Below are 22,148 nucleotides of genomic sequence, written 5' to 3'. Positions count from 1 at the left end.
ATGCACCCGTCACGGTAACGGCCCTCAAGCCAGTTGATCGGCAATGTGTTGCGGTACGGGAATCTGGATTTCCAGCAGTTGCTGGGCGAAGGCCTTGCCTTGCGGGTCGATGCGCAAACTGGCGATACCGCCGCCGCCCAGGGCGTTCTCCAGCAGGAAATTCAGGCTGTGGGTGCCGGGCAGGTACCAGCGCTCGACCCGGCCGTGGATCGGGTCGAGGACATGCCCCATCCAGTCCACCACGACCGCCGGCGTCAGTGCCTCGGCGATCCACGGCAGATAGTCGGGATGGCGCGCCATCACCCCGATATTGCCGTGATTGCCCTTGTCGCCGGAGCGCGCCACCGCCAGTTTCACCAGCGCCACGTTGGCTTCGGCACGGCCCTGGGGCCGGGGGGGCTGCCGGTCTTCGGCAACGGCGGCGGCTTGCCTGGGGGCTGGGGCGGGCAGGGTGACGGCATGCAGTTGCCCGTCGAGAGACACGCTCAACGTGCAGGCATTTTTATCGATCAGGAAGGAAAACAGGCGGATCAGCGGCGACACTGCGGGCCGCCCGCCAAGGATGCCGGTCAGCCCCGGCGCCATGCCGGTGGCGGCCTGGGCGATCTCCCGGGAAAACAGCAGCAACGCCTGCCGCTCGGGGTGACGCACCGCCAGCTTGATCACCACCTCGCGGCTGTCCTGGCGGCGGCCATGGGGACCGTAGGTGGCTTCGCTGCCGAGCAGTTCGCCGTTCACCTCGCTGTAGGGCGGCCAGCCGCGGGCCTGGAACAGGTGCGCGGTCTTGTCGATGATCGCCTGGCTGACCCGGCGGGCCTTGTCCACCGCGTCGATCCCGGCGATCAGGCAACTGGCGGTGCTGCGAAACCCATCGGGGTAGGTGGCGCAGACCTTGTACTGCGAGGTGGGCGGCAAGCCGGTGGCACCACTGACGCCGACGCTATCGGCGGTCTTCTGGACGAGGCGGACCCGGGTGAAATCGCAAATCACGTCCGGCAGCAGATAGGCCCTGGGGTCGCCGATTTCGTAGAGCAGTTGTTCGCCCACGGTCAGTGGGCTCACCAGGCCGCCCGAACCCTCGGGCTTGCTGACGATGAAGTGGCTGTCGGCACTGACTTCGACAATGGGAAAACCGATGTGCGCGTAGTCTGGAACCTCGCGCCAGTCGGTGAAGTTGCCCCCGGTGCACTGTGCGCCGCACTCGATGAGATGTCCGGCGAGGGCGGCCTGGGCCAGCTTGTCGTAGTCCTGCCAGGACCAGCCGAACTCGTGCACCAGGGCGGCGCTGACCAGTGCGCTGTCGACCACGCGCCCGGTGATCACCACATCCGCGCCCAGGCTCAGGGCGTGGACGATGCCTGGGGCGCCCAGATAGGCGTTGGCTGACACACAGTGCGCCGGCAGCGGCGCGCCGTTGAACATTTCCCGGATACCGTTCGCGGCCAGTTGAGGGAGTTGCGGTTGCAGGTCGTCGCCCAGCAGGACGGCAATCTTCAACGCTACCCCGGCGGCCGTGCAGGCGGCTTGCAGGGCCGTGGCGCAGGCCTGTGGATTGACTCCACCGGCATTGCTGATCACCCGGATCCGCTGGCGGGCGATCTCGCCCAGCAACGGCCGCAGCACCTCGACGAAGTCCGGCGCATAGCCGGCGGCGGGGTCCTTCATCCGCGCCCCGGCCATGATCGACATCGTGACTTCCGCCAGGTAATCGAACACCAGGTAGTCCAGGCGTCCGCCTTCGACCAACTGCGCCGCCGCGGTGCTGGTATCGCCCCAGAACGCACTGGCGCAACCGACACGAACCCTTGCCTTCATCAGAGCTGCCTCCGAAAGTCCTCGGACGAGGCTACCAAGCAAGCGCTTGGTTTGTAAATCCCGCCGGTCTGGTCGGCCCAAGCGCTTGCTTGGCTGTGCCTGTAGGCTTAAATTGCGCGCAACCGCCCTCTCCATGTAGGAGCGAGCTTGCTCGCGATGGACGTCAACGATAACGCGATAAGCCTGATACCCCGCGGTGCCTCGGCCACCATCGCGAGCAATCGAGCGTCGACCGGCTGCTCCTACAGTGGGGGAGAGGCAGTGAGTCATGAGGGGAATGCCGTGAACGAGCAACAAGCCCAGCGCGTCATGCGCGACCTGGTCAGCGCCGGGCAACTGACCGACCCGGACAGCGCCCGTGGAAAACTGCTGCAGACCGCGGCCCACCTGTTCCGCAACCAGGGTTTCGACCGCACCACGGTGCGTGACCTGGCCAGTGCCATCGGCATTCAATCCGGCAGCCTGTTCCATCACTTCAAAAGCAAGGATGAAATCCTGCGCGCGGTGATGGAGGAGACCATCGTCTATAACACCGCCCTCATGCGTGCGTCGCTGGCCGAAGCCGGCAGCGTGCGCGAGCGGGTGCTGGCCCTGATCCGCTGTGAACTGCAGTCGATCATGGGCGGCACGGGGGAAGCCATGGCGGTGCTGGTCTACGAATGGCGCTCATTGTCCGAGCAAGGGCAGGCCAAGGTCCTGGCGCTGCGCGACCTCTACGAGCAGATCTGGCTCGAGGTGCTGACTGAAGCCCGCGACGCCGGCTATATCAAGGGCGATGTGTTCATCACCCGACGCTTCCTGACCGGGGCCTTGTCCTGGACCACGACCTGGTTTCGACCCCAGGGCAGCCTGACCCTGGATCAACTGGCCGAAGAGGCTTTGATATTGATTCTCAAAGATTTATGACGGACCGGTCGGGGAGTGATTAATTCATGTACGAACAGTTGTCGAAGTCGACAAAACCGCCTAGTTTGGATCCATGAATTTTTCTTCCTGAGGTGTGCCCTTGAACGTCCTGCCTGTGCGCACGGTTTCCCGAGTCCTGTCGTTGGCGCTTTGCGCGTTGGTGGCCTTGCCGGTTTCGGCGGCCCAGTTGGTTCGGATCGGCGCCGCGCATTTCCCGCCTTACACCATCCGCCCCGAGCAGGGCGCCGATACCGGCCTGCTGCCGCAACTGGCCGAGGCCCTGAACAAGCTGCAGAGCGATTACCAGTTCACCTTGGTACCGACCTCGATTCCCCGGCGCTTCGGCGATTTCCAGCAGGGGCGTACCGACATGGCGATCTTCGAGAATCCGGCCTGGGGTTGGAAGGATATTCCGCACACCGCGGTCGACATGGGCCTGGAGGATGCCGAGGTGTTTGTCGCCGAGCGTGAGCCGGGTCGCGACGAAAGCTATTTCGCCGATCTCAAGGGCAAGCGCCTGGCCCTGTTCAGCGGTTATCACTATGAGTTCGCCAACTTCAACGCGGACCCCAAGTACCTGGCCGATACCTACAACGCCACCCTGACGTATTCCCATGACTCCAACCTGCTGATGGTGCTGCGCGGGCGTGCCGATATCGCCCTGGTGACCCGCTCCTACCTGTCCGATTACCTGATCCGCAACCCGGATGTGGCCAAGGACCTGCTGATTTCCGAGCGGATCGACCAGGTCTATCACCACTATGCGCTTCTGCGGCCGCAAGCCCCCATCAGCGCCGAGGCGTTTGGCAAGCTGTTGCAGCGCCTGCAGGACAACGGCGACCTGCTGAAGATCTTCCAGCCCTATCGCATCAAGGTGATGCCGGTGGCCAATCCGGTGGCGGCCCAGTAGCCTCCCATCACTTCGGCCCGAGAATCTTCACCAGCTTGTTCGCTGACGGTGCGCCCTGCTGCTGTTGCAGGTCGCCGTTTTCATCGAGATAGAAAATCGCCGGCGTGGCCGACAGCTCCAGGTCTGCCATCAACTTCATGTTGGCATCGAGCTTGGCCTGGATCGGTGCCGGGATCGCGTCCAACGGCTTGAGCGAACTACCCTTGCCGGCCTTTTCATGGTCGTGCAGGGCGCCTTGCGGGTCCTTGGCGGTCAACAGCGCGGCGGCCTTGGCGGCACTGTCCTCGCGGATGATGCCGACCATGATGTGGCGCAATTGCACCTTGCCGGACTCGACCCACGGCCGTGCCTGCTCCCAGAACATGTTGCAGTACGGGCAGTTCGGGTCGCTGAACAGATAGACGACGCGCGGTGCGTCGGCCTTGCCGTCGGCGATCCAGTTGCTCTTTTCCATCTGCCCCCAGACCTGCTTGGCCATCGGCGCATACACCAGCTTCTGCAACGGCGCCTGGCTCAGGTCCTTGCCGTCGGCGTCATACAGGTTGCCGGCGATCACGTGCTGACCGTCGGCGGTCAGGTACAGCGCCATGCCTCGGTTCTGGTACTGGGCGGCATAGCCGCGCAGGCCGTCCGGGGCGTCGAAGCTGCCGACGATTTTTGCCCCTTTGGCTTCGATGCTCTTGATCGGCGCGGGCAGTTCCTCGGCCTGCAACACAGGTGCTTGCAGCAGCAACGCGGCCAGCGCGGTGCCCAGGCTCAGGTTCAGCAGGTGGCGGTTGAAGGACATGACGGTTTCCTTGCTGTGGCCGGTACGGCCGAAGTGGAGGGGGGCGGGCCGAAGGTTTCCAGGGCCCGGGCCAGGCTGGCCTCGGACAATTCGCCCAGGTGGGTGCCGAGCAGGCGGCCTTCGGCGTTGTAGAAAAGGCTGGTGGGCAGGGCCATGGAACCGACGCTCTGGGCCATCTGGCCGCTGCCGTCGAACAGCACGTTGTTCAGGTTCAGGCCCTGGGTCATCAGGAAGGTGCTGACGCTCTGCAGGCTTTCGGCCTGGTTGACGAACAGGAAGGTGACGTCCTGGCGTTCGTGCTGGGCTTTCTGCAGCACCGGCATTTCCCGGCGGCACGGCGGACACCAGGTGGCCCAGAGGTTGATCACCAGCGGGCCGCCCTGGTAGTCGCGCAATTGCACCGATTGGCCCTGGGCATCGCGCAGGGTCAGTTCCGGCAGGCGCGTACCCTGTTCATAGAGGTTGAGCGACAGGCTGCTGAGCAGCCAGAACACCAGGCCAGTGCCCAGGCCCAGGCCCAGCGACCGACGCAGGGTCGGACGCCGCCAGCAGAACACCGCGCAGCCCAACAGCAGGGCCAGCAACCCCGGCCAGGGCAGGAAGCCGCCGTCGCGGATATCGAGCATCTGCAACGGGTCGTCGCGAAAATACGCCCAGTAGGCGATCACGAAGCTGATCCGCGCCACCAGCATGCCGAGCATGAATAGGCCGAACAGCACCGACTCCGGGTTTTCCCCGCCGCCCTTGGCCACCCGCCAGCCCACCAGCGTCGCCAGGGCGAGGGCGAGCAGCAACAGCAGGTGGTGGATCGACAGGGCAAAGGTGCCGAGGGTCAGGGTGAGCATCAAGGCGCGTCCCGTGTGCTGTTCCAGTTCTGCAGGAAGGCCTTGGCGTCGACTTCACCGGTGATACGGCTGGCCCGGCGTTCCTCGCCGTTCGGGGCGACCCACAACAGGGTCGGCGGCCCGGGTACCTCATAACGGCCGAGCAATGCGCGGCTGGCGGCGTTGTCGTCGGTCACATCCAGGCGTACCAGCCGTACATCGCGCAGGGCATCTTGTACGTCAGCCCTGGAGAAGACCTGTTTCTCCATGATCTTGCAGGACACGCACCAGTCGGCGTAGTAGTCCACCAGCACCCATTGGCCCCGGGCCTTGGCGGTGTCCAGTTCGCGCTGCAAGGCGGCCGGGTCGTTGACGGTGACGAAGGTATCAGCGCCCTGGGTCGCGCCGGTATACACCTGCAACGGTCGCCACGGGTCGCTGCCGCCGCCCACCGCGCCCACCACCAGCAGCGCGCCCCAGAGGCCGAGCAGGACGCCGGCGCAGCCGCTCGGCAGGGCGCCACGCTCCAGTTGTCGGGCCAGCCGCCAGGCGCCGTAGGCGATGATCAGCAACCACGCGCCCCACAGGCCCATCCACAGCGATTCGCTCACCACCGGACGGACCATCAGCACCGCGATGCCGAGGAACAGGAAGCCGAACAGCGCCTTGACCCGGTCCATCCAGGCCCCCGGCTTGGGCAGGAAGCGGTTGCCCACGGTCACCAGCAGCAACAGCGGCAAGCCCATGCCGATGCCCAGGGTGAACAGCACCAGGCCGCCTTCGACGATCTTGCCGCTCTTGGCGATGTAGAGCAGGGCACCGGCCAGGGGCGCGGTCATGCACGGGCCGACCAGCAGGCCGGAGAGGGCTCCGAGCACCCCGGCCCCCACCAGGCTGCCGCCGCGCCGCCCGCTGCCGGCGCTTTCCAGGCGATCGCGCAGGGCCGCCGGCAATTGCAGTTCGAAGAAGCCGAACATCGGCAGGGCCAGTACCACGAACAACCCGGCGAAACTGCCCAGCAGCCAGGGCTGTTGCAGCAGCGCCTGCAGGTTGCCGCCCAGCAGGGCCGCGAGCATGCCCAGCACGGCATACACCAGCGCCATGCAGATCACGTAGCTGCCGGCCAGGGCAAAGCCGCGCCGTGGACTGGCGCCACTGCCCACCACCAGGCCGGCGAGGATCGGCAGCATCGGCAGCATGCACGGAGTGAAGGCCAGCAGCAGGCCCAGGCCGAAGAAGGCCAGCAGGCTCCAGCCCAGGGCGTTGTGTTGCAGGTTGGCGGCCAGGGACTGGTCCTGCGCCTGGCCTTGCCCCTGTCCTTGAGCCGTGGACACGCCGGTTTTGCCGCCCAGATCGACCGTCTGGCTTTGTGGCGGGTAGCACAGGCCGGCGTCGGCGCAGCCTTGCCAGCCGACGCTGACCTGGCCGCCGGCACCGGCCGGGACCAGCAGTTCGAGCTCGCCGCGATAGACCTGCTGGTCGCCGAAGAACTCGTCGTTGTGGTGCTCGCCCTCGGGCAGCGCCGGCCGCTGCGCCGGGTCCAGACCGTCGAACTTCAGGCGCTTCTGATACAGGTAGTAGCCGTCGGCGATCTGCCAATACAGTCGGGTCTGTCCGGAGGGCAGGGCCTCGGCGCTGAAGGCGAAGGCCTTGCCGACGGGGAGGAAGTCCGGCTTCTTCACCGCGAATGGATCGTTGCCGGCCTGGGCGAGACCGGCGAAAAGAACAAGGACAAAGGTCAACAACCAACGCATAGAAAAGCCTTAGAAACGTGGCGAGTCGTACAAGCCTGCAAGCAGGCGATTAACCGATCATTAACCCGGTTTTTTCCCGGGTCGAATGCGGATCTTACAGGCCTCGGACGGGTGGTGATTAACTATCCTCGAGGCATTGGCGGCATAATCGCCGCTTAATCCACTTGCGTTTCAATCGACGCATTTGCACAGGTGTCCCCATGCACGTACTGGTTTGCGAAGACGACGAGCTGATCGCCAGCGGCATCAAGGCCGGCCTGACCGCCCAGGGCATGACCGTCGAGCATGTCGCCAGCGCCGCGGCCGCGCGTGCCATGTTGCGCGCGGCGGAGTTCGACGTGATGGTGCTCGACCTCGGCCTGCCCGACGAGGACGGCCTGAAACTGCTGGCGCAACTGCGCCAGAAGGGCCTGGAGCTGCCGGTGCTGATCCTCACTGCCCGCGACTCGGTCACCGACCGGGTCGACGGCCTGCAGGCCGGCGCCGACGACTACCTGCTCAAGCCCTTCGACCTGCGCGAACTCTTCGCCCGCCTGCAAACCTTGCTGCGGCGCGTGGCCGGGCGTAGCGTCAACCTGATCGAGCACGGTGTCCTGAGCTACGACCCGAGCAGCCGCGTGACCCTGCTCGGCGGCCAGCCGGTGGACCTCTCGCGCCGCGAACAGGCGCTGTTGCAGGCACTGCTGCACAACCGCGGCCGGGTGCTCTCCAGCGAGCAACTGAAAGACAGCGTCTACGGCTTCAGCGACGAACTGGAAAGCAATGCCTTGAACGTGCATATCCACCACCTGCGGCGCAAACTGGGCAACGGCATCGTCGAGACCGTCCGTGGCCTCGGTTATCGCCTGGGCCCGGCGGGTAACGAGGACAGCGGGTCATGATGAGCCTGCGTTTGCGCCTGAGCCTGACTATCGGCTCGGCGTTCATCCTGATCTGGGCCCTGGCCGCGACCTGGATGCTCAGCGACCTGCGGCACCAGATGATGTTTTCCCTCGACCAGCGGCTGGTGGCCTCGGCGCGCATGGTCGCCGGCTTGCTGGAGCAATTGCCGCCGGTGCCGAGCAAGGGCGACGGTACCCATTTCAGCGCCGAACAGTTGAATATCCCCGGGGGCATGGCCTGCCAGGTCAGCTCCCTGCGCGGCGAGATCCTCGCCCGCAGCCACAACAACCCGGATCAGGCCCTGGAGGCCCAGACCGCCGGTTTCCACGACCAGACGATCGACGGCGCGCCCTGGCGTACCTTCACCCTGGTGCGCGGCGATGTGCATATCACCACCGCCGACCGCCAGGTGGAACGCGAAGCCCTGAACCTCTCGGTGCTGCTGGCGGCCTCGGTGCCGGTCGGCGTGGCGCTGATGGGCTGCCTGTGCCTGCTCTGGCTGGGCATCGGCCAGGGCCTGGCGCCGCTCAACCGCATGCGCGACGCCTTGATGCGCCGCAGCGCCGACTCCCTCGAACCCTTGCAGGTGCAGCCGCTGCCCCGCGAGCTGCAGCCGTTGCTGGAGACCCAGAACCAGCTGTTCCAGCGCATCGGCAAGACCATCGAGCGCGAGCGCCGGCTGACCGGCGATGCCGCCCATGAACTGCGCAGCCCGCTGACCGCGATCAAGACCCACCTGCAAGTGGCGCGCATGACCGAGGGCGCGGCCCGTGACCAGTCCCTGGCCCACGCCGAGGCCGGTGCCGACCGCCTGCACCGGACCCTGGAGCAGTTGCTGCTGCTGGCGCGGGTCGAGGGCAGCCTGTCGTTCGACGACGGCGTGCAGTGCAATGCCGAACAGGTGGCGCGCCTGGCCATCCAGGATGCGGCCAATGGCGACCGTGAGCGTATCGCCTTGCACTTGGCAAAGGACTTCTCCCGGGCACCGCTGGAAATGCCTTCGACCCTGTCCATCGCCGCCTTGCGCAACCTGCTGGACAATGCCCTGCGTCACACCCCGGGCGATGCGCCGGTGGAGCTGAATGTGGAAACCATCGGCAACCGCGTGCACTTCCAGGTGCGCGACCACGGCCCGGGCATCGCCCCGGACGATCTGCAGCATCTGACCCAGCGCTTCTGGCGCAACAGCACGAGCAACGGTTGCGGACTGGGGCTGGCGATTGTCAACGCCATCGTCCAGCGCTGCGGCTGCGTGCTGCAGTTCGACAGCCGCCCCGATGGGCTGCGGGTCGAGTTGAGCATGCCGTTGCAGGCGGTCTGAACCCCCGCTCTTTTTTCAGAGATCGACATGGGCTATGTAAGGGACCAGATTCTTCGTATAGATCAATTCGCGCTTCAAATGCTCGAGATCGTCAAAGACTTCTGATCCGTCGTAGCCCAGTGCTTGCGCTTTGATGCAGAGCTTGCCGGGCCTCTCGCTCTTTTGCAGGATGGCGATGACCTTCAGTGAACGATCCGTTGCGCGATAGACCAGTACGGGGCCGTTCTCGACCTGGCCGAACAGAAACATTCCGGGTCGATTGAGTTGTGGATGGGTATCGAGCCTGAGCGTTCCGGGCAGGCCCCCGGGCGTCCCGGCCACCTGCACCATGCCGGTGCTCTTGAGTCGCCATACCAGATCGCCAATGCTGCTGAATTTTTCGCTGTCGGGAATACCGGATCCGGCAGGGGGGGAGAACAGCCCTTCGCTGGCAATCAACGGGGTCTCCTTGTAGGGACTGTCTTTGGGTTTCTGGACAAGCATGAACCCCTCGTTGGTTGTTTCAATCAGGAAGTCCGACGGCTTGTGCAGACACTCCCTCGGGTTCCGCCGGGTGGGGTGCAGGGGAGCGGATTGAATACTGATCTCCACCTTCAGGTCTGCGCGGACTTGATGAACCCCATTGGAAAAAAGTGCCACTTCGCCGCTATCGGGGGTGATCCGTAGCGCCGGCTGTCCCCCCGTGGCGACAGTGCGCAGCCCCACCGCGCCTTGTAGTTCAGCCAGACCGGGTATCTCTCTGAGGGTGTTGACATGGATACTTTCCACCAGCGCTAGCCATCGATGCGCGCCATAGTGCTGTTGGTCGGCGCTGATCAGCTTGTGGGCAATATAGTTGAAGGTGGGCAAGCGCCTGGGGCTCGGGCTCCAGGCCGGGTCCGGGTCCTGAGCGCGCCTCCCTTCGGGATAGCTGATGGCCGTGTCGAGTGCCTGGATCCTGATGCCTTGTTGGCGAGCGCTGACCAGCAATTGCCGCAGTGAATACTTGCCCTTCGGATCAATGGATTCCTTGTTGTCCTCGTTGCGAAGGATATACGTCAACTCATCGGGCATCACACCCTTGGTGTGAAAGTCGTCAAGCAGCTGTTGGTCGAAGTCTTTCATCAGATGCTGTACATAAAGCCTTTGCACCTTGAGCCTGGAGAGAACGGGCAGGTTGTCGATCAGCAGTTTCCTCGCGCTGATTGACTTGGCGCTGGCCCCCAGTACCAGTCCATGGCTGTTTTCGTAGATTTTTTCAAGGAACTGCGCCGCCGGGCTTTCTGCCGGTAACTGAGGCACCGGGCGTTGGCCTGGGATGACCTGGGTGTGCGAAAAGAAGGTCTGGGAGGTTTCCTCCAGGAGTTCCTTGCGGCGAAAGAATTCGCTGCGGATATTGCGGTTGACGCTATTCGCGGCGTTGCCGGAGTCCATCAGCTCGACACCCCTTTTGTTGCGGATTTCGGGGTTGAGCAAGGCCCTGAATCGGGGCGACGCTTCAAACGAGATATTCCATGGCACTTTTACCGACAGTGTCAGGTCGGCGCGGATGAAGTTGGTATGCGTGGTGCTGGCAGTGACCGGAATGAGTGTTTGTACCGCAGGCCCGATCACCACATCCTCGACCTGCAGGCCGATGACGCCTTGCACCATGGCCAGCCCTGGCGCAAAGCTGGTGAGGCGACCATTGGCGTGGCTGTTGTCCAGCAGGGCAATCCATTTACCCCCTGCGCCATTCAGCCGATCGGCGTGGATGACCTGATTGGCATGGTGGCCTATCACCCGTCCATGGTCGACCCGGGCGCGTTCGTCTTTCGAGAGTGAGTAGCTCGCCGCACAATCGAGCGCCTGAACCCGAATACCGCGGGTCTGCGCGGTGCTGACCAGGCGGTAGTAACTGTAGAAGCCCGGCGAGGAGCTGCCATACACGGTACCCAGTACTCGCAAGTGGGTATCCAGTTCGCTGCTCATGATTCCGGTTTTATGGAAGTGGTCCAGGTGAACCTGTTCGATATCGGTTCTGAGGTGTTCCAGATAAAGGGTTTTCACGCCATTTTCAGCCAAGGTGGCCATGTTCTCGATCAGGAACACTTTGCTGCCCGGGCTGGTGAGAAGTTCGCCGATGACCAGCCCTTCGGCGTTTCGATAAAAGGTCTCGATCATTGCGCGGGGGCTGTCGCCGCGGCTTGGCTGGGCGCGCGTGGGCGCGGGCGGCAGTGCGTGGGTCTCGAAGTAGTGAGCGGCATCCGCCAGTAGCCGTGAGCGCAGCTCCATGAGTTTCTGCTTCGTGGCGGTTTGCGCGAGGGAACTGCTGGTGTTCGCCCAGGCTGGCGCCTGAGCGACAATCGCTCGGTGTTCCTCAGACAGTTGATATTGGCGCAATGCCGTTGCGGCGCCGTTTTCTTTCCAGATATCGCTACCCGCGACCCGGTACAAGGCCGGGCCAGAGGGCCGGTATTCTTCCCTGGCCTGGGCGCAATAGGACCTGACGCTTTCGTCATAGCGGACCATCACGACCCGGCCATCTTCGAGATTGACGAACTGGCGTTGCTGGGCCACGCGAAAGCCGTCGCTGTCGGGGGGCGGCAGGCCTTTGGGCGCGGGCCTCGAGTAAGCGCTCAAGGGGCGGCCCGGCGACAGGCTGTTGGCAACGGGACCGGCGAGGGTGCTGATGGCAATGGGGGCCGCGCCGGGGATCGGCGCGACAGGAGCCGCTGTCGGCCGGGCGACCGGTATGTTCCCAGGTGCGTTCGGCAGCAACGGGGCGACGGTGCGGGGAAGGCGATTGCGTATCGTTGGGCTGATCTCGGGTGGTCTGATTGTTGGCAGATCGGGTTGTCCGGTGCCGGAGATGCCGGGGCGAATCGGTGTTCTGGGGGACATGGCGGAATCCTTTCGTTGATCGTGGTCTCACTGGGACCGGCCAACGGCGCGTCTTGCGCCGCGGGCAAGCCCTGTCCGGTTATGCTCGGGTCGTGTTGGAGGCCCCGTGCGGCTAGCGCGGGGTATGGATAAACAGGTCCGCAGGGTCGACGAGGGACGATTCGTCGTTGTCCGTGTGCCACTGCTCCGTCAGCGTGTCGTAGATAAGCGCGTCGTAGGCCGCCAGGGCCGGTGTGCTTGAAGTCGACGAGCTTGTCACCCTCAACCCGCTGACCCTGATGCGATGACTGGCCAGTTCGTTGTCGGCCTGATGCTGTTTGATAGCGCTTTCTATGGCGGCAATATCGGTATGGGCGCGGGCATCCAGTTCTTGCAGCAAAAGCTGCTCGAAGATCCGGTCCAGCTCATACCTGGCGCCGGATGTCAGGACGATGTAAATCAGGTCCATGGGCTGCGAGGGATCGTCGTCCGCCGGCAGCAGCAAGCGGATATTGCCGACCCATAGCTGCTGGCTGGCGATCCTGATATCGCTGCGCGTAATGATCTGGGCGCTTGCGCTGGTATGGATGTACCAGGTCGACGCATTGGCGGTTTTCGCCAGGGCGCCCGGCGTTGACAGGCTGATGGTCGCCCCGGCGCAGGGGTAGAGTTCATAGGTTGAACTCATGCCCTCCAGGTTGTAGATCGCCGAGTCGCTGCCGGCTTTGAAGTCGACACGCTGCGGGTGCTCTTTGAGCAAGGCGGTCTGGTTTTCTGGCGAGCGGAACAGGCGGTTGCCGGTACGCCTGCGTAATGCACCACGGCCATCGAGGGTCCTGATGCCCGGGTTGCGGTGGTCGTCGAGATAGCTGGAGGTTGGAGCGCCGACCTGGTACGAACTGCCATCGCGCAGTACCAGGACAATCCCATGGTTCAGGTCGAACCCCGCGGTGTGCAAAGAGGCACCGACATCGGTCGGTTTGCCTGTGCCCTTGACCACCCAGTCCTTGAGCGTCAGTTGCGTCTGGTCGTTGAGCCGTACGGTCAGGCTGGCGTCGCTGTAGTCCAGGTAGTTGAAGGCGCCGACTCTCTTCGATTGCACGTGGTAAAGCGCGCTGACCTGCTCGATCTCATCGCTGTCATAGTCGAGGAACAGCGTGGTTGACGGTCGTGTGTCGTCAGCTGTGATCTGGAAGGTTGTGTCCAGCGTCTTCCTGGCGATGAAGTAGCTGCTCGTCGAGGCTCCGGGAAGCCTGTACTCGCCGCCATTGACGGGTTGCGGGGCCGGCGGGAGTTGTCCGAGGGTCAGCACCGTGACCTGGATGTCCTGGTCGTCGGTACCTTCCAGCGTGGCCGGCAGGTCGGGTTTGAGCAGGTAGCCCTCCTGGGTGACAAACAACAACAGGTCATTTTGCAGTTGCCGCCCCCCGTCGTGCTGATAGACACCCCTGACGGTCAATTGGTGACTGGGCAGCTCGCCATTTTCGTCACGCAACGAGGTGACGATCAACGCGGTGTCGACGATGCGCCAGCTCTGGATGCGCTCCATGGGCCAGTCCAGTTCGAGGGTGCTGGGCTCACGCCCGTCCTCGTCGAGTATCACGGTTCTTCCCGTCGAGGCCATCCGGTAGTGGTCCTTGCCGGCGCCTCCGGCGACCCGGCTCTCAGTGCCCTTGAGTATGAAGGTGTCGTCGCCGTCGCCGCCGCTCGCCTGGTCGTCCAAACCCTGCAGCGTGATTTGGTTGGCCTGCGGGTTGCCGGTCACGCGACTGCTGCCACCGGCAAGGGTTTCGACATGCTCGATGGAGGCCAGCGTGGCGTAGGCGACCGGGTCGAGGTCAGCGGAGTTGCGCCGCAGACCCAAGGTGCCGCTGTTCAAGTCAACCGCGTGGCCGACGAAGTGGAAGCTGTGGCGCGACGGGACCTGCCCTTGCAGCGACAGCGTATCCTGGCCGTCTCCACCCTGTAGCGTACTGAGGGCGGGCACGCTGGGGGAGGTCAGGGTTGCCTGGGCCTGGAACAGAAAGGCGTCATCCTGATCGCCGCCGGTCAGGGTCTTTTTGCCGGTCGAGAACGCAAAGTAGTTGGGTTTGTCGCGCACGCCGACGACCTGGTCGTTGCCGCCGCCCAATTGCCAGAGCACGGCCTTTTTTTCCCCTGGCGTTCCGCTGACCAGGCCCGGGACTTGCTCCAGGCCCCTTGAGGCGTCGATGACATCGTCACCCTCGCGGACAACGGGCGTATTGACGGTCGTATGGGGCTGTTCCTCGCCCTCATCCCAGCGAAGTGCCCAGTGTTTCACGGGCTCCAGCTCGACGTGAAAACGGCCGTTCACGACCCCCGCGAGGGTTTCCTTCATCTCCACGTCGAGCAGAGCCCGGGCGCGGGTTTCCAGGGCTTTGCCATAGTCGACCCGGGTGCGCTCGATCAGGTAGCGATCCATGACCTCCTTGTCCAGTGCCTGTCCGGTAAAGGCGAACCATCCCGAACGCCAACGTTCGTTGACGCTCAGTTCGATATAGTCGTCGATATCGTCGACCTGGCGTACGGCGCTGTAGATCTTCGCGCCGACGATCAATACCGCGCAGGCCACGAGCCCGAGAGGGCCGGCGGAGCTGAAGCCGGCGGCCGCTGCTGCGCCGAGTGCCAGTGACAAGGTGGCGCTGGCAACACTGAACCCGGCCGTGACGTAATGATCCATGGCCTCCTTGCCGCTGGCCTTGGCGGCATTATTGAAAGCAACCACAGCGCTGTGGATATCGAACGGCAGGGTCAGCACATTGCCCAGCAAGCCGGCACTGCGGCTGACCAGCAGGCCGGCGGAGGTGGCGCGAAAGCCCTGGAAAATCCTGCCGCCCTGGCTGAGCAGGGCTTCCCCGGTTTTCCTCAAGCCGCGTTCGACCAACACGGATGTCAGCTCTGCGCCAATGCTGCCGGCATTCACGGCCGCGTCGGTGGCGTCGCCCTTTTTCAGCGCTTCGCGGATACCGACCAGGCCGCTGTAGATCCCGTAGGCCTGCATGCCTGACCCTGCCGTGAGCAGGCTGCGGCTCTTGGCGGTATTGATCCAGCCCGGAAGGCTGAAGGTGACATATTTGTGCGCGAGGACTTGCAGGTTCTGCAACCGCACGAGCAACTGATTGAGATGTTTCATCAGGTTGTCGGCGAGCGCTGGTTTTTTTGTCCCGAGCAAGGGCGGTGCTTGCAAGGAGCGTTGCGAGGTTATTTCAAACAGCACGTCGATCGGGCGCTGATCGGCATCGGCTGTCGTCTCCAGATGGTGTTGCAGTTCAGCCGGTTCGAACTGCAAGCCATCGACCAGGGCCCGGCCACTGCCCTGGAGTTGCGGGTCGGCACTGTCGAGGGCGCGTCCGTTGAGTCTGGCGCCCATGTCGTAGAGTTCCACGCGACTGATGACGAAGCTATCCAGGGTGACCGGCCCCAGGCGCGCGTCCAGTTCGGCGAGGCCGGCCCTTCCCCTGGCCGGCGAGGGCGCGCGAGCCGTGGCGGGGTGGGTGGAGATCTCCTTGAAGGCAGGATTTGAAGCAATGTCCGAGATGACAATGCGGTCGATGGGCCGGGTGCCCCATTCATTCCTGCTGGGTGTGTTTGCCATGGATAAGTCCTTTTATCGTGAGCGTCGAAGAGACGCACGAAGGAGTGTCGCCGGAGGTGCTTTTGCGCATGAGGTATTTATTTGTCGTGTCGGTGGCAGGCGAGTTGAGCCGCGGGCGCTGACATCATCGCGGGCATCGCCCAGCCGCTGTCGCACGCGGCTGGGCGATAGCAGGCTTCCTGGAAACGGCGGGTATCTTGGGATTTCCCCTACAGATGCCTCTGAGTTCTCTCGATAAAGTGGCCGGCGTTGTTCAGCTCTCACCCTCTGAACGTCCTACCCATGGGCCGGAATGGCCTGACTTCCACTGTTCAGCCACAGCAGAAATTGAGATTTTTCCTATACTGTATTCCGCTCTTTCCCTCTCTGTTTTTTCGATGCAAGCACGTTCCCGTCTCAAGCAGTGGCTGGCGTACTTCTTGAGGATTTGTAATGCGCACAGCTCTGATAGTTGACGATCACCCGTTCATTCGCATGGCCATCAAGGTCTTGCTGGAAAAGGAGGGGTTCCAGGTCGTCGCCGAGGCTGACAACGGTGTCGATGCGGTGCAATTTGCCCGGGAACTGGCGCCCAGCCTGATCGTCATGGACCTGAACATCCCCCGGCTCGACGGTCTGGAAGCGATCAAGCGGCTCACCGATCTGCAGCTGCCAAGCAAGCTGGTGGTGCTCACCGAACAGGCGCCGGAGTTCTACTCCGAACGCTGCATGCGCGCCGGCGCCATGGGCTATATCTCCAAGACCGCCGAGTTGATCGAACTGCGCCTGGCGATCCAGGCGGTCATGCTCAACAAGAGTTTCTTCCCGCGCCTGGACGGGCACGTCCAGGGGCAGGGCGGTGCCGTTTCGGAGCCGGTGCTGATCGACAGCCTGAGCAACCGCGAGCTGAGCATCCTGCGTTATATCGCCCGCGGGATGAAGAACAAGGACATCAGCGAACTGATGCTGCTCAGCGACAAGACGGTCAGCACCTACAAGACCCGCCTGATCGAAAAGCTCAACCTGAAGTCGGTGGTGGCGCTGGCCGAGTTCGCCAAGCGCAACCAGTTGATCTGAGCCCTCAATCCCACTTCGGCGCGAGGCCCGGCGGGCTGGTCAGGCGATGGGCGCGTTCGAGGCCGGCGATCTTCGCCATCTCTTCGTCACTCAGGCGCAGCGCCCGGGCCTTGAGGTTGCTCGCCAGGTTCTCGCGTCGGGTCGACGAGGGGATCACCGCATAGCCCAGTTGCATGGCCCAGGCCAGGGTCACCTGCGCCGGGGTTGCCTGGTGCTGCTCGGCGATCTGGCGGATCAGCGGGTCCTTGAGGACTTCACCGTAGGCCAGGGTCATGTAGGAGGTGATCCGGATGCCCTGGTCCCGGGCCGCCGCCACGACCTTGCGGTTCTGCAGGTACGGGTGCAGTTCGATCTGGTTCGTGGCGATCTGATCGGCACCGACGGCGGCAATCGCCTGCTGCATCAGGTCGACGGTGAAGTTGGAAACGCCGATCTCACGGGTCAGGCCCAGTTGCTTGGCCTCCAGCAGTGCGTCCATGAATTCGCCGACCGGTACCTGGTCCTGCGGCGATGGCCAGTGGATCAGGGTCAGGTCCAGGTAATCGGTGCGCAGTTTGCGCAGGCTTTCCTTGAGGCTGGGGATCAGGGCGTCCTTGCCGAGGTTGGCGATCCAGATCTTGCTGGTGATGAACAGCTCGTCACGGGGGATGCCGCTGGCGGCGATGGCCTGGCCGACTTCGGCCTCGTTTTCATAGATCTGCGCGGTATCGATGACCCGGTAGCCCAACTCGAGGCCGGTGCTGACCGAATCGATGACGACCTGGCCTTGCAAACGGAAGGTGCCGAGGCCGAAGGCGGGAACAGACATGGGGGACTCCTGAAGTGACAGTGGGAATGAGCAGGAGTATCCCCATCGCGATCTTTGAGAAAAAGTGGGGGTAGGGAAAAGGACTCTTTACCGGCACGCACGAATGACCGGAGGGGGCAGGGAGGGAGCAACATCCGCTGGAGCCGCTGCCTTGGGGATGCAGCGGCTCCTGTCTGGGTGGGGTGGATCAGGCCTCTACAGCCTCAAGCAAGGTCGCAATGCCCTGGCCGCCGGCGATGCATTGGGTGGCAATGGCGTAGCGCCCGCCGGTGCGCTGCAGCAGGGCCGCGGCCTTGCCGGTAATGCGCGCGCCGGTGGCTCCCAGGGGGTGACCGATGGCCAGGGCGCCGCCGTCGAGGTTGATCCGGCCGCGGTCCAGGTCGAGTTCCCGCAGGCAGGCCAGGGACTGGCTGGCGAAGGCTTCGTTGATTTCCACCAGGTCGATATCACCGATCTGCAAGCCGGCCCGTTGCAGCACCTTGCGGGTCGCGTGGACCGGGCCCATGCCCATGATTTCCGGCGGGCAGCCGGCCACCGCCACCGCCTTGATCCGTGCCAGGATCGACAAGCCACGGTCGCGGGCGAAGGTTTCGCTGCACACCAGCACGGCGGCGCTGCCATCGGTCAGCGGCGAGGCGGTGCCGGCGGTGACGCTGCCATCGAACGCCGGCTTCAGCCCGCCCAGGCCTTCCAGGCTGGTGCCCGGGCGAATGCAGCCATCCTCCTTGATCCAGCCGTTGGCGGTCTGGATGGCGATGATTTCGTCCGCCAGGCGGCCCAGTTCGCGAGCCTGGGTGGCCTTGGCATGGGACTCGACGGCCAGGCTTTCCTGCTCGGCCCGGCCGATACCGTAGCGACGCGCGACTTCTTCGGCGGTGTAGCCCATGGGCATGTACACCTCGGGGTGGTCGCGCATCAGGGTCGGGTTCGGCGAGATATTGAAACCGCCCATGGGCACGCGGGTCATGGACTCCACGCCAGCGCAGAGAAAGGCCTCCCCGGCCCCCAGCAGGATCTGCCCGGCGGCGTAGTGCACGGCGCTCATCGAAGAGCCGCAGAAGCGGTTGATCGTGGCACCACCGAGACTGTCCGGGAAACCGGCGCGGAAACTGGCGATGCGGGCGATGTTCATGCCTTGCTCGGCTTCCGGGTAGGCGCAACCCATGACCAGGTCTTCGAGGTCGGCGGGGTCGATGTCGAGTTTATCCACCAGGCCGCGCAGCACCTGGGCGGCGAGGTCGTCGGGGCGGATATCGATCAGGGCGCCTTTTTTCGCGAAATGGAAGGGGGAACGGGCGTAACCGGCGATCACGATGGAGGTCATGGTGAAGCTCCTGTGGAATGATGACTGCAATTTAGTTGGGCGCCGCCTCTCTTGTGGGAGCCGGCTTGCTGGCGATATCGCCCTTAAGGACGCCATCGCTGGCAAGCCAGGCTCCTACAAGAGAGGCGGCGGTTTCTCAGCCTCGTGGTTCGAGAATCATGCAGGTGGTGGAACCGGTGGCATAAAGCCGTCCATCCACGTCATAGATCCGGCCTTCGGCCAGGGCCGTCGAGCGCCCGAGGTGGACGATCTTGCCCTCGGCGCGGATCGGCCCGCTGCTGTCGGTCAAGGCCCGCACATAGCTGATGCGCAGATCCAGGGTGGTATAGCCCTGGCCCTTTTGCAGGCGGGTGTGGATGGCGCAACCCATGCACGAGTCGAGCAAGGTCGCGGCGTAGCCGCCATGGACTACGCCCAGCGGGTTGTAGTGCTGGGCGTCCGGGCTACCTTGAAACACGAAGCGCCCCTCGGACCATTCGATGGGGATGAAATCCAGCAAGGCGCCCATCGGCGGCGAGGGCAGTTCGCCGTTGCCGATGCCGTTGAAGAACTCTGCCGGAGTCAATTGGCTGACCTGGGCCAGGGTCAGGCTGCCGGGGCCTTGCAGGCGCTCGCGCATGGCCTGCTCCTCGGCGATCCATTGGGCTAGCGTGGCGTTACGATCGGGGGTTTGCATGGCGCCTCCTGACAAGGATAAAAAATTACGTGCGTAATATTTTCATTCATATTATGTTCGAAATATAAATTAATCCAGCACTCTGCAGACGAGTGGAGGATCGTCCTGCCAATGGAACGCTGAAGCTGTTTTTTACCGTCTAGCGCCAAAAACCAGCTGAATCTAAGCTGTGCCCCATGAATGATGGAGGTACCCATGAAAAAGATTCTTGGTCTCTACACCAGCCCCAGGGGCCACTGGGTCGGCGACGGTTTTCCGGTGCGCACGCTGTTTTCCTATGACGGCCTGGGCCAGCACATCAGCCCTTTCCTGATGCTGGACCATGCCGGGCCGGCCGAATTCACTCCGACCACGCAACGCCGCGGCGTCGGCCAGCACCCCCATCGCGGTTTCGAAACCGTGACCATCGTCTATGACGGCGAAGTGGAGCACCGCGACTCCACCGGCGCCGGCGGCGTGATCGGCCCGGGCGACGTGCAATGGATGACCGCTGCGGCGGGCATCATCCACGAGGAGTTTCATTCCGAAGCCTTTGCCAGACGCGGCGGGCGCTTGGAAATGGTCCAGCTGTGGATCAACCTGCCGGCACGGGACAAGTCGGCGCCGGCCGGTTACCAGGGCATTCTCGACAGCGATATTCCCCGGATCGCCCTCAAGGACCAGGCCGGCAGCCTGCGCCTGATCGCCGGTGAGTTCGACGGTCAGCGGGGGCCGGCGCGGACCTTCACGCCGATGGATGTGTGGGATATCCGTCTGGCCGGCGGCAAAACCCTGGCCCTGGACCTGCATGAAGGGCACAGCACGGTGCTGGTGGTCCTGCGCGGCAGTGTGCGGGTCAATGGCGAGCAGGTGGCGCGCCCGGGACAGCTGATGGTGTTCGAGCGTGCCGGCCGCGAAGTGTCGTTGCACGCCGATGAAGAGGCCACGGTGCTGTTGCTCAGCGGCGAGCCCATCGACGAGCCGATTGTCGGCCACGGTCCTTTCGTGATGAACAGCGAAGCCGAGATCTACCAGGCCTTCGCCGACTTCCAGGCCGGGCGCTTCGGGCAGATGCATGACTGACGATACTGCGTGCTCCCCGCTCCCGCGGGGCCGCTCCGCCGCCGCGAATATAAAGCTATAACTCCATGAAGCCGTTCTGTGCGATCTTCGCGACGTGACGGTTTCTTTTCATGGAGTGGCTCGATGCTTGACCTGTTGTCTGAACATCCCTTGCTGTGCGCCTTGCTGCTGATCGTGGTGGATTTGTTGCTGTGGCACCTGATCGGCAGCAAGAGCGCCACCTGGAAACTGGCCATGCGCCTGACGGTGTTCTCGCTGTTCAGCCTGCTGCTGTTCAACGAGGGCATGAATCCCCTGCAGACCGCGCCCTGGCCGGATGACGTGCCCCGGCACCTGGCGGCCACCGGTTTGCAGATCGGCTGGTGGCTGTTCGGCGCGCGGACCCTGACGGTGCTGCTCGGCACGGTGATGATGCAGCGGGTCGGGCATGCCGGGCGGCTGGTGCAGGATGTGCTCGGGGCGATCATCTTCCTGATCGCCGTCGTCGCGGCGGCGGCCTATGTGCTCGACCTGCCGGTCAAGGGCGTGTTGGCGACGTCCGGCGCCCTGGCGATCATTGTTGGCCTGGCCTTGCAGAGCACCCTCAGCGACGTGTTTTCCGGGATCGTGCTGAATGCCACCAAGCCCTATCAGGTCGACGACTGGATTTCCATCGACGGCACCGAAGGCCGGGTGGTCGATATCGACTGGCGCGCCACCCGTCTGCAGACCTCCCAGGGCAGCATGGCGGTGGTGCCCAACTCCCTCGCGGCCAAGGCCAAGATCATCAACTTCAGCCGGCCCAGCGACATGCATGGGCTGTCCATCAGTGTGCAGGTCAGTACGCATTCCCGGCCCCAGGTGGTGATCGAGGCCCTGGAGCGCGCGATGCTCGGTTGTCGCGCCTTGCTGCCGACCCCGGCGCCTTGCGTGACGCTGAAAAGCTCCGGCGCCGACGGTGCCGAATATGAAATCAGCGGCTTCGTGGTCTCCATGGGCGAGAAGCGCGCCGTGCGCAATCAGCTCTACGACCTGGCGTTCCGGCATTTGCGGGCCTCGGGTGTGAGCCTGTTGTCCACCGGGGAAAGTGTCGCACCGGTGGATTTCTCGCGCTCGCGCCGGTTGCTGGAAAGCTCGGCGATTTTCTCCACCCTGCGTTCTGAGGAAAAGGACACCTTCAGCGAGAACATGCGGCCCGAGACGTTCCGCGCCGGCAACCTGATCCTGGCGCGTGGAGAGATCAGCGATCACCTGTTCATCGTCGAGTCCGGCGTGGTCTCGGTCACCCTGTTGCGCGGCGAGGTGCCGGTGGAGGTCGCGCGGATGGGGCCGGGCGAGGTGATCGGCGAGGCCGGGGTGGTGGCCGACAAGGCGGTGGTGGCGGACTTCACCGCCAAGACCGACTGCGTGCTCTACCGCATCGAGAACGAGTACCTCAAGCCGTGCCTGGAAGCCCGGCACGACATCGGCGAAGCCATGAAGAACCTGCTCGACCATCGTTTGAGCGCGGTGCAGAAATTCAACCGCGAAGAGCCCAAGCCGGTGGAGAAACGCGGGTTCCTGCAATGGTTGCGCAGCCGGGCCTGA

At 64.0% G+C, this 22,148-nt stretch carries 16 protein-coding genes; 7 read left to right on the top strand and 9 right to left on the bottom strand.

What is annotated here, in order from left to right:
* Positions 1-24 precede the first annotated feature (24 nt).
* Positions 25-1,815 carry an acyclic terpene utilization AtuA family protein gene (locus UCMB321_RS05950; RefSeq protein WP_040064610.1) on the bottom strand — a complete coding sequence of 597 codons (1,791 nt, stop codon included), beginning with the start codon at positions 1,813-1,815 and terminating at the stop codon, positions 25-27.
* Between the two features lie 282 nt (positions 1,816-2,097).
* On the opposite strand from UCMB321_RS05950, the gene UCMB321_RS05945 reads away from it, so the two are divergent.
* Positions 2,098-2,721, top strand: coding sequence for a TetR/AcrR family transcriptional regulator (locus UCMB321_RS05945; RefSeq protein ID WP_040064609.1), 624 nt, complete (start codon positions 2,098-2,100; stop codon positions 2,719-2,721).
* A 100-nt stretch (positions 2,722-2,821) separates the two neighbouring features.
* Positions 2,822-3,631 (top strand): substrate-binding periplasmic protein, encoded by an 810-nt coding sequence (locus tag UCMB321_RS05940; protein WP_157015855.1) that lies wholly within the window; start codon positions 2,822-2,824, stop codon positions 3,629-3,631.
* Positions 3,632-3,638: 7 nt separating this feature from the next.
* Here the strand turns inward: UCMB321_RS05940 and dsbG are convergent, their stop codons facing one another.
* Genes dsbG through dsbD form a run of 3 tightly spaced genes read right to left on the bottom strand, consistent with a single transcriptional unit; the run spans position 3,639 to position 6,996 of the window.
* The gene (gene dsbG, locus UCMB321_RS05935; RefSeq protein ID WP_040064607.1) at positions 3,639-4,418 is read right to left on the bottom strand and encodes a thiol:disulfide interchange protein DsbG; all 780 of its coding nucleotides are present in this window, start codon (positions 4,416-4,418) and stop codon (positions 3,639-3,641) included.
* Positions 4,394-5,263, bottom strand: a complete 870-nt coding sequence (locus UCMB321_RS05930) for a TlpA disulfide reductase family protein (RefSeq protein WP_040064605.1) — start codon at positions 5,261-5,263, stop codon at positions 4,394-4,396. The genes dsbG and UCMB321_RS05930 overlap by 25 nt, the downstream gene beginning before the upstream one ends.
* Positions 5,263-6,996 carry a protein-disulfide reductase DsbD gene (dsbD, locus tag UCMB321_RS05925; protein ID WP_040064603.1) on the bottom strand — a complete coding sequence of 578 codons (1,734 nt, stop codon included), beginning with the start codon at positions 6,994-6,996 and terminating at the stop codon, positions 5,263-5,265. The genes UCMB321_RS05930 and dsbD overlap by 1 nt, the downstream gene beginning before the upstream one ends.
* Positions 6,997-7,196: 200 nt before the next feature.
* Between dsbD and UCMB321_RS05920 the strand changes: the two genes are divergently transcribed.
* Together UCMB321_RS05920 and UCMB321_RS05915 are read left to right on the top strand one after the other, a co-directional pair.
* On the top strand, positions 7,197-7,877 hold the full coding sequence (locus UCMB321_RS05920) for a response regulator (RefSeq protein ID WP_040064602.1): 681 nt from the start codon (positions 7,197-7,199) through the stop codon (positions 7,875-7,877).
* Entirely contained in the window at positions 7,874-9,199 is a 1,326-nt protein-coding gene (locus UCMB321_RS05915; protein WP_209437129.1) for an ATP-binding protein, read from the top strand. Before UCMB321_RS05920 ends, UCMB321_RS05915 begins: the two co-directional genes overlap by 4 nt.
* 15 nt (positions 9,200-9,214) lie before the next feature.
* Here the strand turns inward: UCMB321_RS05915 and UCMB321_RS05910 are convergent, their stop codons facing one another.
* On the bottom strand, positions 9,215-12,061 hold the full coding sequence (locus UCMB321_RS05910) for a membrane-targeted effector domain-containing toxin (RefSeq protein ID WP_157015854.1): 2,847 nt from the start codon (positions 12,059-12,061) through the stop codon (positions 9,215-9,217).
* A gap of 112 nt (positions 12,062-12,173) precedes the next feature.
* On the bottom strand, positions 12,174-15,656 hold the full coding sequence (locus UCMB321_RS05905) for a hypothetical protein (protein ID WP_052451080.1): 3,483 nt from the start codon (positions 15,654-15,656) through the stop codon (positions 12,174-12,176).
* Positions 15,657-16,088: 432 nt separating this feature from the next.
* Here UCMB321_RS05905 and UCMB321_RS05900 point away from each other — a divergent pair, with 432 nt between their 5' ends.
* Positions 16,089-16,712, top strand: a complete 624-nt coding sequence (locus UCMB321_RS05900; protein ID WP_040064601.1) for a response regulator transcription factor — start codon at positions 16,089-16,091, stop codon at positions 16,710-16,712.
* Positions 16,713-16,716: 4 nt separating this feature from the next.
* On the opposite strand, the gene dkgB is transcribed toward UCMB321_RS05900, so the two are convergent.
* The 3 genes from dkgB to UCMB321_RS05885 form a co-directional block, all read right to left on the bottom strand.
* Positions 16,717-17,520 (bottom strand): 2,5-didehydrogluconate reductase DkgB, encoded by an 804-nt coding sequence (gene dkgB / locus UCMB321_RS05895; RefSeq protein WP_040064599.1) that lies wholly within the window; start codon positions 17,518-17,520, stop codon positions 16,717-16,719.
* Positions 17,521-17,707: 187 nt separating this feature from the next.
* Positions 17,708-18,844 carry a thiolase family protein gene (locus UCMB321_RS05890; protein WP_040064598.1) on the bottom strand — a complete coding sequence of 379 codons (1,137 nt, stop codon included), beginning with the start codon at positions 18,842-18,844 and terminating at the stop codon, positions 17,708-17,710.
* A gap of 136 nt (positions 18,845-18,980) precedes the next feature.
* Positions 18,981-19,520 carry a PaaI family thioesterase gene (locus UCMB321_RS05885; protein WP_040064597.1) on the bottom strand — a complete coding sequence of 180 codons (540 nt, stop codon included), beginning with the start codon at positions 19,518-19,520 and terminating at the stop codon, positions 18,981-18,983.
* A 195-nt stretch (positions 19,521-19,715) separates the two neighbouring features.
* Between UCMB321_RS05885 and UCMB321_RS05880 the strand changes: the two genes are divergently transcribed.
* Both UCMB321_RS05880 and UCMB321_RS05875 read left to right on the top strand, forming a co-directional pair.
* Positions 19,716-20,582: a pirin family protein gene (locus UCMB321_RS05880; protein ID WP_040064595.1), complete on the top strand. Its 867-nt coding sequence runs from the start codon at positions 19,716-19,718 to the stop codon at positions 20,580-20,582.
* Between the two features lie 123 nt (positions 20,583-20,705).
* Positions 20,706-22,148, top strand: coding sequence for a mechanosensitive ion channel family protein (locus UCMB321_RS05875; protein ID WP_040064594.1), 1,443 nt, complete (start codon positions 20,706-20,708; stop codon positions 22,146-22,148).

The sequence above is a fragment of the Pseudomonas batumici genome (genome assembly GCF_000820515.1).
GTDB classification, from domain to species: domain Bacteria; phylum Pseudomonadota; class Gammaproteobacteria; order Pseudomonadales; family Pseudomonadaceae; genus Aquipseudomonas; species Aquipseudomonas batumici.
This window is presented reverse-complemented; position numbering and strand designations above follow the sequence as displayed.

Coding starts and splice junctions, on each gene's coding strand:
- UCMB321_RS05950 (WP_040064610.1), bottom strand. CDS start 1,815: ATGAAGGCAAGGGTTCGTGTCGGTTGCGCCAGTGCGTTCTGGGGCGAT.
- dsbG (WP_040064607.1), bottom strand. CDS start 4,418: ATGTCCTTCAACCGCCACCTGCTGAACCTGAGCCTGGGCACCGCGCTG.
- UCMB321_RS05930 (WP_040064605.1), bottom strand. CDS start 5,263: ATGCTCACCCTGACCCTCGGCACCTTTGCCCTGTCGATCCACCACCTG.
- dsbD (WP_040064603.1), bottom strand. CDS start 6,996: ATGCGTTGGTTGTTGACCTTTGTCCTTGTTCTTTTCGCCGGTCTCGCC.
- UCMB321_RS05920 (WP_040064602.1), top strand. CDS start 7,197: ATGCACGTACTGGTTTGCGAAGACGACGAGCTGATCGCCAGCGGCATC.
- UCMB321_RS05915 (WP_209437129.1), top strand. CDS start 7,874: ATGATGAGCCTGCGTTTGCGCCTGAGCCTGACTATCGGCTCGGCGTTC.
- UCMB321_RS05910 (WP_157015854.1), bottom strand. CDS start 12,061: ATGTCCCCCAGAACACCGATTCGCCCCGGCATCTCCGGCACCGGACAA.
- UCMB321_RS05905 (WP_052451080.1), bottom strand. CDS start 15,656: ATGGCAAACACACCCAGCAGGAATGAATGGGGCACCCGGCCCATCGAC.
- UCMB321_RS05900 (WP_040064601.1), top strand. CDS start 16,089: ATGCGCACAGCTCTGATAGTTGACGATCACCCGTTCATTCGCATGGCC.
- dkgB (WP_040064599.1), bottom strand. CDS start 17,520: ATGTCTGTTCCCGCCTTCGGCCTCGGCACCTTCCGTTTGCAAGGCCAG.
- UCMB321_RS05890 (WP_040064598.1), bottom strand. CDS start 18,844: ATGACCTCCATCGTGATCGCCGGTTACGCCCGTTCCCCCTTCCATTTC.
- UCMB321_RS05885 (WP_040064597.1), bottom strand. CDS start 19,520: ATGCAAACCCCCGATCGTAACGCCACGCTAGCCCAATGGATCGCCGAG.
- UCMB321_RS05880 (WP_040064595.1), top strand. CDS start 19,716: ATGAAAAAGATTCTTGGTCTCTACACCAGCCCCAGGGGCCACTGGGTC.
- UCMB321_RS05875 (WP_040064594.1), top strand. CDS start 20,706: ATGCTTGACCTGTTGTCTGAACATCCCTTGCTGTGCGCCTTGCTGCTG.